The 11,175-nt window shown below is 74.9% G+C and carries 14 protein-coding genes; 9 read left to right on the forward strand and 5 right to left on the reverse strand.

Annotation, left to right across the window (positions count from 1 at the left end; all coding sequences use genetic code 11):
• Positions 1-123 precede the first annotated feature (123 nt).
• Positions 124-735, forward strand: a complete 612-nt coding sequence (locus OHB09_RS30665) for a MarR family winged helix-turn-helix transcriptional regulator (protein WP_407077355.1) — start codon at positions 124-126, stop codon at positions 733-735.
• Positions 736-928: 193 nt separating this feature from the next.
• A complete protein-coding gene (locus OHB09_RS30670; RefSeq protein WP_093600582.1) occupies positions 929-1,516 on the forward strand; it encodes a hemerythrin domain-containing protein in 588 nt (195 codons plus the stop codon).
• Between the two features lie 129 nt (positions 1,517-1,645).
• Here OHB09_RS30670 and OHB09_RS30675 read toward each other — a convergent pair whose 3' ends face one another.
• Positions 1,646-2,197, reverse strand: a complete 552-nt coding sequence (locus OHB09_RS30675; protein ID WP_078630880.1) for a MarR family winged helix-turn-helix transcriptional regulator — start codon at positions 2,195-2,197, stop codon at positions 1,646-1,648.
• Between the two features lie 308 nt (positions 2,198-2,505).
• On the opposite strand from OHB09_RS30675, the gene OHB09_RS30680 reads away from it, so the two are divergent.
• Genes OHB09_RS30680 through OHB09_RS30690 form a run of 3 tightly spaced genes read left to right on the forward strand, consistent with a single transcriptional unit; the run spans position 2,506 to position 4,026 of the window.
• Positions 2,506-2,871 carry a hypothetical protein gene (locus OHB09_RS30680; protein WP_328922869.1) on the forward strand — a complete coding sequence of 122 codons (366 nt, stop codon included), beginning with the start codon at positions 2,506-2,508 and terminating at the stop codon, positions 2,869-2,871.
• Positions 2,864-3,439, forward strand: coding sequence for a NifU family protein (locus OHB09_RS30685; RefSeq protein ID WP_093600579.1), 576 nt, complete (start codon positions 2,864-2,866; stop codon positions 3,437-3,439). The genes OHB09_RS30680 and OHB09_RS30685 overlap by 8 nt, the downstream gene beginning before the upstream one ends.
• On the forward strand, positions 3,436-4,026 hold the full coding sequence (locus OHB09_RS30690; protein ID WP_006140076.1) for a DUF5947 family protein: 591 nt from the start codon (positions 3,436-3,438) through the stop codon (positions 4,024-4,026). The genes OHB09_RS30685 and OHB09_RS30690 overlap by 4 nt, the downstream gene beginning before the upstream one ends.
• 107 nt (positions 4,027-4,133) lie before the next feature.
• Here OHB09_RS30690 and OHB09_RS30695 read toward each other — a convergent pair whose 3' ends face one another.
• Entirely contained in the window at positions 4,134-4,862 is a 729-nt protein-coding gene (locus OHB09_RS30695) for a helix-turn-helix domain-containing protein (RefSeq protein ID WP_006140074.1), read from the reverse strand.
• Positions 4,863-5,162: 300 nt separating this feature from the next.
• Here OHB09_RS30695 and OHB09_RS30700 point away from each other — a divergent pair, with 300 nt between their 5' ends.
• Entirely contained in the window at positions 5,163-5,531 is a 369-nt protein-coding gene (locus OHB09_RS30700) for an ATP-binding protein (RefSeq protein ID WP_213088440.1), read from the forward strand.
• 161 nt (positions 5,532-5,692) lie between these two features.
• On the opposite strand, the gene OHB09_RS30705 is transcribed toward OHB09_RS30700, so the two are convergent.
• Positions 5,693-6,529: an SAM-dependent methyltransferase gene (locus OHB09_RS30705; protein ID WP_213088399.1), complete on the reverse strand. Its 837-nt coding sequence runs from the start codon at positions 6,527-6,529 to the stop codon at positions 5,693-5,695.
• Between the two features lie 206 nt (positions 6,530-6,735).
• Between OHB09_RS30705 and OHB09_RS30710 the strand changes: the two genes are divergently transcribed.
• Positions 6,736-8,049 (forward strand): PP2C family protein-serine/threonine phosphatase, encoded by a 1,314-nt coding sequence (locus tag OHB09_RS30710; protein ID WP_319119426.1) that lies wholly within the window; start codon positions 6,736-6,738, stop codon positions 8,047-8,049.
• Between the two features lie 92 nt (positions 8,050-8,141).
• On the opposite strand, the gene OHB09_RS30715 is transcribed toward OHB09_RS30710, so the two are convergent.
• Together OHB09_RS30715 and OHB09_RS30720 are read right to left on the reverse strand one after the other, a co-directional pair.
• Complete coding sequence (locus OHB09_RS30715; protein WP_328922870.1) at positions 8,142-9,353, reverse strand: MGDG synthase family glycosyltransferase; 1,212 nt, start codon at positions 9,351-9,353, stop codon at positions 8,142-8,144.
• Between the two features lie 203 nt (positions 9,354-9,556).
• A complete protein-coding gene (locus OHB09_RS30720) occupies positions 9,557-10,051 on the reverse strand; it encodes a lamin tail domain-containing protein (protein WP_006140069.1) in 495 nt (164 codons plus the stop codon).
• A 285-nt stretch (positions 10,052-10,336) separates the two neighbouring features.
• Between OHB09_RS30720 and OHB09_RS30725 the strand changes: the two genes are divergently transcribed.
• A complete protein-coding gene (locus OHB09_RS30725) occupies positions 10,337-10,849 on the forward strand; it encodes a YbaB/EbfC family nucleoid-associated protein (RefSeq protein WP_191853598.1) in 513 nt (170 codons plus the stop codon).
• Positions 10,846-11,175, forward strand: coding sequence for a hypothetical protein (locus OHB09_RS30730; RefSeq protein ID WP_006140067.1), 330 nt, complete (start codon positions 10,846-10,848; stop codon positions 11,173-11,175). Before OHB09_RS30725 ends, OHB09_RS30730 begins: the two co-directional genes overlap by 4 nt.

The raw sequence follows: 11,175 nt of genomic DNA on the forward strand, positions 1-11,175 counted from the left end.
GAGCCCTTGAACCCTCCCTCCGGCGTTTCTCTCGCCGGCCCTCACCTCCCCGAGACCCTCGCTCACCTTGCGGTCGCTCGGCCCGGCCCGCCCCGGCGGCCGCCTCCGCGATAGAAAGAACCCATGGCGGAGCGCGACACTGACACCGACCCCGAGAAGTTTGGGACCCCCGAGGAGTCCGGGACCCACGTAGATTCCGGGGCCCCCGTAGATTCCGGGACCCACGAGGACACGGACGACGTCGAGCGGGTGACCCGGGCGGTCCTCGCCGCCTCCCGGCTGCTGATGGCGGTCTCCGCCCGTTCGCTCGCCGCCGTCGAGGACGGGGTCACCCTGCCCCAGTTCCGCATGCTGATCGTGCTCTCCACCCGGGGCGCCACCAAGCTGGTCGCGCTGGCCGAGCTGCTCCAGGTGGCGCCGTCCACGGCGATGCGGATGGTCGACCGGCTGATCACCGCGGGGCTCGCCGTGCGCGAGGTCAACCCGGAGAGCCGGCGCGAGACCCTGCTGACCCTCACGGAGGAGGGACGGCGCACCGTCGCGGGCGTCGTCGCCCGGCGCCGGACGGCCATCGCGTCGATCGTCGAGCGGCTGGACCCCGCGCACCGGGCCGCGCTGGTCGAGGCGCTCGCGGCGTTCAACGAGGCGGGCGGTGAACCCGCCGTCCCCGTGCCGGAGGAGGGGCAGGCCGAGACCCTCGGATGGGGCGAACCTGGCTTCGCCCGCGACCTCTGACCCGCCCCCACGGGGTCCGCCCCGCCCCCCACCGCTCACCCTGGCGGACGCACTTCCCCCGCACCGCGTTTCGCACCCGGCGCGCCGGGAACTACGGGGCCCTACGCGGGAGGGAGCCGGCGATGCCCACACGAGACGACGCAGCGTTCTCCGGTGGACGGCGAACACGCCTCCGCCCGGCCGGAGGGCCGCGATGAACCGGCTCGTGAACCTGCTGCGGGAGGACCACGACGCCCTCTGGCGTCTCCTCGACGACGTCACCGATGACACCGACACCACCGATGCCACCGGCGGTCCCGCCCGGGACCCCGTGCCGCGGCGGCCGGCCCGGCGGCTCGTCGCGCTGCTGTCCGCGCACGAACTGGCTGAGGAGCGGGTGGTCTGGCCGGCGGTGCGCCGGCTGTGCGAGGACGGCGACGCGCTCGCCCGCACGGCACTGGCCCAGGAGGACGAGGCGAAGCGGGCGCTGCGGGCACTGGCGCGGCTGCCGTCCGGTGGCCCCGGGTTCACCGCGTGCCTCCGCACGCTCGCCGGGCTGACCCGCGCCCATCTGACCTACGAACAGGAGCAGGTATGGCCCCGGCTCGAGAGCCGGCTCACCGAGCGGGACGACGCCACCCTGGCCCGCCGGTGGCGCGCCGCACGCCGTCGCGCTCCCACCCGCCCGCACCCGTGGCTGCCCGCGCGCCCCGCGGTCCTCGGCACGGTGGGCCCGGCCGTGGCGGCCCTCGACCGCGCCCGCGACGCGCTCCGGGCACGCACGGCGGCCGGACGGACCTGATCCGCCCCACCGCGGCGGGGAGCCGTCACCGCCACGCCGGAAAACCGACCTCACCACGCCGGGCGGCCGTACGAGGACGGGCTCCAGACCTCTACGTCGGCTCCGGCCCCGTACGTCGGCTCCGGCCCTCTACGTCGTGCGGTCTCCCGCCCCGGGCCGCCGCGCCGGTGTCACCTGGGCCAGGGGCGGCACGGGCGGTTCGCCGCCCGCCTCGGTGAACGCCGTGAGCGCCTCGACGAGGGAGGCCCGCTGCTCCGGCGCGAGCCGCCGGACGATCCCGGTGACCTCCTCGCGGCGGCGGGCCATCACCCGGCCCACCACCCGCCGGCCCTCCTCGGTGAGCGTCAACCGGGTCTCGCGGCGGTTGTCCGGGTTGATCCGCCGGTCCGCGAGGCCCGCCGCGATGAGCCGGTCCACCATGCGCATCGCGGTGGAGGGGGCGACCTGGAGCAGTTCCGCGAGGACCACGAGCTTGGTGGCGCCCCGGGTGGAGAGCACCACCAGCATCCGGAACTGCGGCAGCGTGAGGCGCTCCTCGACCTCGGCGAGGGAGCGGGCCGACACCGCGAGCAGCAGCCGCGAGGCCGTCAGGACGGCACGCGCCACCTCGTCCACCTCGCCCGCAGGGCCCGTACCGTGTGCCGGCACGACCCCACCGGCCGGTCTCCCGCTCTCGGGCATGGGCCCTTCCCCTCGTTCCCCTCACGCCGCGCCGCCCGCCACCCGGGCCGCACGGACCACCCGCGGTGTCCCCAGGTCAGGGGCACCGGTGCGCCATTCTCCCGTACCGCGGGCGCCGCCCGTCCACCCCTCACCCCAATGCCCCCGACAACGGGCGTAACCGAGCCCCCGGTGGCAGCGTGAGGGCGGGCGTGGGTACCGGACGCACGGTCGTCTCGCGGTACGAGGAGGCGAGGGCGACAGGGGGGATGCCCCGGTGACCGCGGCCCACGACCGACTCCGCGACCGTCTCCGAGGGAGCCGCGCACATGACCACCGCAACCGTCGCCACCGAGGTGAGCCGGGCACCCGGAAGACCCGCGACACCCGACCGCCTTTCGTCCACGTGCCAGGTGAGGCTCGGCTTCTCGGCCCCCGTCCTCGACTGCGCCGTGCCCGCGCGCGGGGCGGACGGCACCGGCGGCTGCCCCCAGGCCGGCGGCGTCTGCATCGGCTGCGCCGTGCCCGGCTTCCCGGACGCGTTCCTGCCACTGCGGGAGGAGCCCGCCGCCGGTGGTCCGCCGGCCTCCGTGACCGGGCCCTACGGGGCGGTCCTCCGGCGGCTGCGCGGCATCGCCGCCGGACGCACCCCCGCACGGCACCCTTCGCCGGCCCGCGGAGCGGACCATGGCTGAGCACACCACGGCCGCGTACGGCCCCGGCGCCGGCCGGCTCGACGACCCGGCCGTCGAGGAGCGCCTCACCCGCATCGACGAACTCCTCGGCCATGTCGAGGAGGCGTCCGAACCCACGGCGCGGGCCGCCGTCGAGGCCGTCGGCGCGCTCACCGAGGTCTACGGCGAGGGGCTCGCCCGGATCCTCGAACTCGCCGACGAGGCGCTCGCCGCCCGGCTCGCCGAGGACCGGCTCCTCGGCCACCTCCTGGTGCTGCACGACCTGCACCCCGATCCCGTCGAACGCCGGGCCGAACGTGCCGTCGACGGACTGCGCACCGTCGTCCGCGAGAGCGGCGGCGAGATCGAACTGACCGGCATCGACGACGGCGTCGCCCGTGTCCGCCTCGACGTCAGGGGCTGCGGGTCCACCACCGCCGGCCTGGAGAGCGCCGTGCGCGAGGCCCTGCTCGCCGCCGCGCCGGAACTGTCCGGCGTGGAACGGGTGGGCGACTCCGAGCGCGAGGCCGCCTTCGTCCCGCTCGACACCCTCGCCCTCGGGCCGGCCGAACCCCAGGGGTCGCCGTGACGGCCGGCGCGCTGGCCCGAGTGATCCGAGACGCCGCCGACCGGCGCGCCGCGGACGCCGAACGCTGCGACCTGTGCGGTGTCCCGCTACCGGCCGAACACCAGCACCTGTACGACACCGAGCGGCAGCGACTGCACTGCGGCTGCCGTCCGTGCGCGCTGCTCTTCGCCGAGGGCGGCACCGCGGAGGGCCGCTACCGCCTGGTGCCGGAGCGACGGTTGCGGCTGCCGCCCGTGGACACCGGCGCCCTCGGCGTCCCGGTCGGCCTCGCGTTCTTCGTCCGGCGCCCGGACGACACGGTGACGGCCCACTACCCGAGCCCCGCCGGCGCCACCCGCTGGGAGCCCGAGGCCGAGGCCTGGCGGGCCGTGGTGGACCGTCACCCCGAACTGGCCGGTCTGCGGCCCGATGTCGAGGCCCTGCTGGTCAACACGGCGTGGGGCATGAGCCACCACTGGATCACCCCGATCGACGACTGCTTCCGCGTGGTGGCCCTCGTACGGCGGGAGTGGCGCGGGCTGTCCGGCGGCAGCCGGGTCCGGCCCGCCATCGAGGAGTTCTTCGCCTCGCTCACCGAACGACCGTGAGCCGACGGCGAGAACGGCACCGGTGACGGTGGCTGCGACGGTGGTTCCCCCCGCCGCCCGGAGCGGCGGAGCGGGGCCACCCCGGCGGAGCCCCTCGCCGCCGCGCCTCACACGGTGATACGGCGTCCGGTGATCTCCACGGGGTCCACCCGCACCCACAGCTCCCGCTTTCCGCCCGCCCACGGGCCGCTCACCGCCCGCTCGCCGAGACGGCGCACCGACCCCGGGTCGGTCACCGCCCGCGCGTTTCCCCGCACCAGCACGCTCCACCCCTCGCTGAGCGCCTCGTCCACCCGGTCGACCTCGAACGCGACCCGGTTGCCCACCGCCAGGGCAGGCGTCGTCCCCGGCGCCGTGCGGAACACGAGGGCACCGTCGACGACGGTGTAGTTGACCGGTACCACCACCGGCCCCGAGGCCGTGCTCACCGCCAGCCGACCCACCCCGTGCGAGGCGAGCAGCGCCCGGCACTCCCGGACGCTCAGTTCCGTGAACGCGGGGTGCGCGGCCGCCCGGCCGGTTCCCGGCGGCCGCTCGGCGGCGGCGCCGGTGAACTCCGTGACCGTGGTCCGCAGCACGTCCGCCAGCCGCAGCAGCACGTTGGTGCCGGGGGAGGCCCCGGGGCTCTCCTCCAGGTAGCGGAGGTAGTCGGGCGCCATGCCCGCCCGGGCCGCCGCGTCCTCCCGGGTGAGCCCCAGTTCCCGGCGCCGGTGCGCCAGCCTGCGCCCGAGATCACCGGCGTGCGCGTGCTCCGGGGCGGCGGACCCCTCCGGCGGCTCCCCGGCGGCGGAGGGGGCCTGGTCGCGGCCGGACGGCGGCCGCTGCTGTTCGGACATGGTGCCTCGCTTCCTTCCACCGGTCCGCCGCCACGGGGCCGGCCCGGCACATCCTGCGTCTCCTGCGTCGTCCTGTCCCTCCAGCTTGTCCCAGAAGGCGGCGGCCCGCCCGGGCCGGAGGTCCCCGATACGCCGTACGCACCCGCCGGACCGCGAAAATCCCGCGAACGGCCCCCGGCACCCGGCGGCCCGCAGTCATGCGGACGCCCGGCGCGGGTACCCGCGACAGTGGACGGCACCCGGGGAGGACGAACGGTGAACGAATCGCTGCGAGCAGTGGGCTGGGCGCGCTCCCTGCCGATGAGTACCGGGGCGAAGACCGCCCGCGACTGGACCCGGGGGCACCTGGACACCCTCGGCTGGACCTCGAAGGCGCCGGCCACCGCCGACGCGGTGCTGCTGGCCGTCTCGGAGCTGGTCACCAACGCCCATGTGCACGCCCGCAGCGACGCACAGCTCGTGCTCACCTGGGACACCCGGTGCCTGCACGTCGCGGTGCACGACTCCTCGCCGGAACTCCCGGTGGCCCAGGCGCCGAGCGCCGAACGCCTGGGCGGACGAGGCATGTTCCTGGTCGACGCGCTGGCCGACACCCTGCGGACCCGCCCCTGTCCGGACGGCAAGACGGTGATCGCCTGCTTCCGCATCCCCGACGAGAAAAAGAACTGAAATCGGCGCGCATATATGCGAGCTGAGGGGGCACCAGCAGTTACGAAAGGCTCGGAAACATGCCTACCCCCCCTGGCGGACCGAGCCTCCCGGCCCCGCCGCACCCCCCCTTCGCGGCGGGGCCGGCCCTTGCCCGCGGCAGGCCGGAGGGCGCGGACTCCTCAGACGGTCCTGCGGCCGACCCCCGCGAACACCCAGTACTCCGAGGGGTCGTCCGGGACCTCGTCCTTCGGGCCGGGGCGCCACAGCGGTACGTGGACCAGACCCGGGTCCACGAGGTCGAAACCGTCGAACAGGCCGAGGATCTCCGCCCGTGAGCGGGCGGTGACGGGCGAGGTGGCGCGGGAGCGGTACAACGTGCCCACGGCGGCGGCCGTGTCGGGGCGGTCCTCGTTGGTCGCGTGCGTCAGCGCCAGCCAGCCGTCCGCGGGCAGGGCCTCGCGGAACGCGGCCACTATGCCCGCCGGATCCTCCTCCTCGGTGACGAAGTGCAGGATCGTGATCATCAGCACCGCCACGGGCCGGTCGAGGTCGATCAGTTCGCGCAGCCGGGCGGAGGCGAGGACGTCGGCGGGACGGCGGATGTCGGCGTTCACGATGGCCGCGTCCGGGTTGTCGGAGAGCAGCGAGGTGCTGTGCGCGACCGCCACCGGGTCGTTGTCCACGTAGACGACCCGGGCGCCCGGAGCGGCCGCCTGCGCCACCTCGTGGACATTGCCCTGAGTGGGGATGCCGGAGCCCAGATCGATGAACTGCCGCACGCCCTGCTCGACGAGGAAACGCACGGCCCGGCCCAGGAAGGAACGGTTCGCCCGGGCCAGTGTGCGCACCTGGGGGTCGATGGCCGTGAAGGCCGCGAGGGCCTCGCGGTCGATGGCGAAGTTGTGCCGGCCGCCGAGCATCGCGTCGTACATGCGAGCGACGCTCGCCCTTTCGGGGTCTACTCCCTGCGGGAGACCTTCGCCGATGGGCACATCAACTCCTCCGACAGCGAGCATCCTTGACGCAACATCATATAGTTGCCGACGTCACGCGGGGAGGTCCGTTCCCTGCCGCGCGACCGGCCCCCGGCCCCACCCGGAAAGGCACGATCCTGCGCAACGAAGCACGCGCCCAGCCCGAGCCGGCCCCTGCCGTGCCGCCGGTCCCGCAGCACCGGCCGGCCGGTCCTCCCGCCCCCGGCGCACCCACCGGCGGCCCCTCCATGGCCGGTCTGATCGGCTCGGCACTCGATCTGCGGCTCACCGGCGGCCACGTCGTGCACTCCCTGATGCCGGAGTTCTGCGACGCCTCCTCGGTGTACCTGCTGGAACGGTGGCTGCAGCAGGAGAACGCCTATCTCACCGCCGACCCGCCGCAGATCGAGGCACGCCGGCTGGCGCTCGGCTCGGGTTTCCGGTCCGCCCCGGAATGGGAGCGCCGGCTGCCCCTCGGCGAGGTGGTGGTCTTCCCCCGCGAGACCCCGTACGCCCGCGCGCTGGCCACCGGGCGGCCGCAACTGCTCGACGCGATGGACGAGCACACCTCCGAGCGGCTCACCGCCTCACAGGGCGGCGACCCGGTCCTGCGGGAGGTGCTGCGGTCGGTCTCCCTCCTGGTCGTCCCGCTCCGGCTGCGGGACGCGGCCGTCGGGGTCATCGTCTGCGTACGGGGCCCGGGCCGGCCGCCCTTCGTCACCGAGGACGCCGCGCACGTCGAGGCGCTGGCCGGACGGGCGTGCGTCGCCCTGGACAACGCCCGCCGCTACGAGCACGAGCGGCGCACCGCCCTCGCCATCCGCACCAGCCTGCTGCCCGCGACCGCCCCGGAGTTCGAGGGCTGCCGCATCGCCCACGGCTACCTCCCGGCGGGACAGGACACCGTCATCGGCGGCGACTGGTTCGACGTGCTGCCGCGGCCCGGCCACCGGGTCAGCCTCATCGTCGGGGACGCGATGGGGCACGGGCCCGAGTCGGCGGTCGCGATGATCCAGCTCCGCACCGCCGTCCGGACGCTGGCCGGGTTCGACATCACGCCCGCCGAGCTGATGCAGCGGCTCGACGCGCTCGCCTGCGACACCCCGGGAGCGTCCTTCGCGACCTGCGTGTACGCGGAGTGGGACGCGCGGCGCCACACCTGCACGGTCGTCGCGGCCGGGCACCCCCCGCCGCTGATGCGGGGCCCCGACCGGGCCGCCGGGCCGCTCGCGCTCACCAGCCCCGGGCTGCCGCTCGGCCTGGGCACGGGGACCTACGAGCCCACGGTCGTCGAGGTGGACGAGCCGACGCTCCTCGTGCTGTACAGCGACGGCCTGGTGGAGTCCCGCCACACCGACATCGACCAGGGCATCGCCCGGCTGGTCGGGGCCCTGGAGGCGGACACCCCCGCGAAGGGCGACCACCCCGCGGGCCCGGCGGACGTCACGGGGCCCGAGGAACTGCGCGAACTGTGCGAGGTGCTGCTGAGGGAGGCGGCGGAGGTCGGCAGCGCGGACGACCGCACGCTGCTGCTCGCGGAACTGACGCCCGCGACGGACTGAGGGCGCGCACCCGGTTCGCGTGCCGGGGCATGCCCGGCGTGGGCGCGCGCCCGGCTCCGCGCGAGGACCGCGGCCGGCGGCGCCCGGCGGGGTCACCCCGTCTCCGCCCGCTCCGTGAGGGCCAGGAGCCGGCTCAGGGGGTCTGCCTCCCGGAACACCGTCAGGCCGTACGCGATCCGGCGGCGCCGCGCCTCGCCCTCGGTGGTGAGCCGGTCCAGCGCCTCACACAGCTCCCGCTCGTCGCCCGCCACCTCGGTCAGGCCCAGGTCGGCCATCCGCCGTACGCCCTCCTCGCCGTGGCCGGGGAGGGGCCGGTGGCCGATCACCGGAAGCCCTGCGGCCAGCGACTGCACGGCGGTCTGCCCGGCCGCGTTGTCCACCAGGGCGCGCGCCGCGTGCAGCAGACCGGGCATGTCGCGCACCCAGCCGGGTGCGAGGACCCCGGGGACCTCGGACAGGGCCCGGCGCAGCCGGTCGTTGCGGCCGCAGACCACCACCGGCAGGTATCCGTGCCCGGTGAGCGTCCGGGCCGTCGTGGCCAGCCCGGTCGCGGCACCCCAGGCGCCGCAGGACAGCACGACGGGCGTCCGGCCGGGACCGTGGCGTTCGAGGAGGAGCCGCCAGGCGTCCGCACCGGGGGAGTCGCCGTGCGGACCGGAGGGGCTGCCGGCGCCGAAGTCGGGGGACACGCAGGGGCCGACGGTCAGGGCGGGTCTGCGGATGTCCTCACGGACCTCCGCGGTGGCCCGGTCGGTCAGGCACAGGTAGAGGTCGTTGCCCGGGTGCAGCCACTGCCGGTGCACGGCGAAGTCGAGGACGTACACCGCGCTCGGCACCCGCAGCGCGCCCCGCGCGCGCAGATGACCGGTCAGCTGTGCGGCGAGGTGGAAGACCGGCACCACCACGTCGGGCCGGAAGCGCTCGACCCGCTCGGCCAGCCGGTGCCCGGCGAGCCGCGCCAGTGGTACCCCGCTGGGCCTGCTGCCCGTCCCGCGGCGCAGGAAGAGCCGGTACAGCCCGGCGTACGCCCACGGGTAGTGCCGCACCGAGGACTGGTAGAAGAGGCGCAGTCCGGTGCCGAGGCGGTAGGGCAGGAGTTCGAGGACGTCGAGAATCTCGGCCTGATGGCCCTGCTCACGGGCCCGGCGGGCGAGTTCGGCGGCCACCGTGTCGTGTCCGGCGCCCATGCTCGCGCTCAGGATCAGCAGGCGCCGTCCGTCCTCCGCCGGGGGCGGAACGGCGGCGGCCCGCGCGGAGGACCCGGGCGCGGAGGACCCGGGCGCGGAAGAGGAATGCACTCGCACCGGAGCCGAATGCCCCGCCCGTTCCCGCCCAAACAGGGCGTTCGGTGGATCTTCCCCTCGAACGGGCCCGTGTCGCCCGGATCCGCCCCGCTCGCCTGCGGGCCGGCGGTGTGTCCCGCCGGCCCGCAGACGGAGGTGCCGCCTTCGGCCGTTCCGGTGACGCCGGCCGGCCGGCGACGTGGCTCAGCGGCCGGCGGTGCGGCTCACTTGTGGAAGCCGATGTACCCGTTGCCGTCGCGGTCGTCGCGGGACTTGGTGTACGCGTGCACGTCGGAGCGGCTGCCGGACGGCTTGTACAGGTAGATCGTGTCCTTGTCGTTGTTCCAGAGGAAGTTGCAGTTGTTGCGGTAGACGACGTTGCCCGCGTCGGAGTCGGTGCCGCGCCCCCCGCGCAGCTTCACGTAGTCACCGGGCTGGAGGTAGTGGTTCGCGGTGAACTTGAACCGGTTCCCGGTCGCGTCCTTCACGACGTAGTTCTTGAGGTTGATCGTCGCGGTCTTCGAGTAGTTCTTGACCGTCAGGTACTCCTGCTTGGTGTTGCCCGAAGTGCAGCTGTTGGAGTCCCGGCCCGGTGCGTCGTACTGGACGCCGCGGATCTTCAGCGCCGAAGAGTACTCGGCGGCCTGGGCCGGGCCGGCTATGACGGCGGCGAGACTGCCGGCGGTGGCGGCCACGACCAGGGCATGACGCGTGCGCATGAGGATTCCCCCCTCGATGGTGCGGATGAAGCGGATGGAGCCTACACGCCGGATGGGGGGAAAGTGGCGAGTGGGTGCAGAAAGTGTGAAGTCGCAGGGGGGAGGGTGATCTCGTGGCGGCCCCGGGTCGTTCCCGCTCCCGTCGGCCCAGGCCTGCCGGCGCATCGACGCGGGACGAAGAGTGTCTCCGGTTCAACCACCCGGAAGGTCTCGTTCGCGCAGTCGTCACCGAAGCCGTCGACGATCGCTTCGTCGAGTGGGACGAGGTAGTGGGGAGGCGCGGTGATGAACGGTCAACAGCCGGACCGGAAGGGAAGGCGGAGACCGGCCGAGGCGCTGAAGCGGCGTGTCGCGCAGGCCCGGGCCGAGGCGGAGGCGGTCGAGGCCGCGGTGCGCCGGGCCGAGGAGCGCCTGCGCGGCTCGTCGACCGTCGCACGGTCCGAGGACGGTGCCGTCGAGGCCACCGTCGGCGCGCAGGGCGAACTCACCGGCCTGCGTTTCCTCGACGCCAAGTACCGCGACATGACCGGCCCCGAACTCGGCGCCGCCGTCGTCGAGGCCGTGCGGCAGGGCCGCGACCGCGCCGCCCGGGAGGCCGTACGGGTGTTCCGGCCGCTCGGCGGCTCCGGCGAGCGGATCCCCGAACTGTCCGGCCTCGACGTCGACTGGGAGCGCTTCCTCGCCCACCACGACGCCGGCGGCGGATCCGCCACGCCTCCCCGGCCCGCGGACGGCTTACGGCTGCGGGACGAGATCCACGAGGACGGCGAGGACGACACGGAAGGACCGCAGCGATGACCGGGCCCGCCTTCACCGCGGACTCCGCGCTCCTCATGGCCGGGAGCAGGGCCATCCACGAGCTCGGCAGGGCCACGCGCGCCCTGGCCACCTCCGCGCACTTCGCGCTCTCCGACACGAGCTGGACCGGCGAGGACGACTACGGGCACGAACTGCGCGCCACGTACGTGAAGACCCGTGACTCCGTCCTCGGCACCCTGGACGCGGTCGCCGAGGGCGTGCTCGCCATCGGCGACGGCACCATCGACAACCTGGGCACCATCCTCGCGACCCAGCGCGGCGTCATGGAGAGCATCGGCCAACACGCCCGCGGGGGCCGTCCGTAA

It is taken from the genome of Streptomyces griseoaurantiacus (assembly GCF_036189845.1).
GTDB lineage: Bacteria > Actinomycetota > Actinomycetes > Streptomycetales > Streptomycetaceae > Streptomyces > Streptomyces griseoaurantiacus.